Source organism: Ramlibacter aquaticus (genome assembly GCF_015159745.1).
Classification (GTDB): domain Bacteria; phylum Pseudomonadota; class Gammaproteobacteria; order Burkholderiales; family Burkholderiaceae_C; genus Ramlibacter; species Ramlibacter aquaticus.
Window position 1 is genome coordinate 1 of the sequence record NZ_JADDOJ010000181.1, and the last position, 537, is coordinate 537.

1 protein-coding gene is annotated in these 537 nt (G+C 64.4%); it reads left to right on the top strand.

Annotated elements, in window-relative coordinates; translation table 11 throughout:
• Window positions 1-92: 92 nt before the first annotated feature.
• Window positions 93-537 (top strand): sugar phosphate nucleotidyltransferase (locus IM725_RS20050; RefSeq protein ID WP_193782399.1); only part of this gene is annotated, 445 nt, incomplete at its 3' end.

Genomic DNA, 537 nt, shown 5'->3' on the forward strand with positions numbered 1-537 from the left:
CGGCAGGCCTTCGACCTGGTGTTGCCCGAGTGGCAAATCGGCGTGGCGCGCATGCTGGCGGAAGTTCTGCGACCCGGAGAGGAAAGCTTCACATGACACGACGCAAGGGCATCATCCTGGCCGGTGGCTCGGGCACGCGCCTGCACCCCGCCACGCTGGCCATCAGCAAGCAGCTGCTGCCGGTGTACGACAAGCCGATGGTGTACTACCCGCTCTCGACGCTGATGCTGGCTGGCATTCGCGACATTCTCATCATCAGCACGCCGCAGGACACGCCGCGTTTCGTGCAGCTGCTCGGTGATGGATCGCAATGGGGGCTGAACCTGCAGTATGCGGTGCAGCCCAGCCCGGACGGGCTGGCGCAGGCCTTCCTGATCGGGGACAAATTCGTTGGGAATGACCCGAGCGCCCTGGTGCTGGGGGACAACATCTTCTACGGCCACGATCTCGCCCCGGTGATGCGCCAAGCCGATGCGCAGCCCAATGGCGCGACGGTCTTTGCGTATCACGTTCACGACCCGGAACGCTATGGTGTCG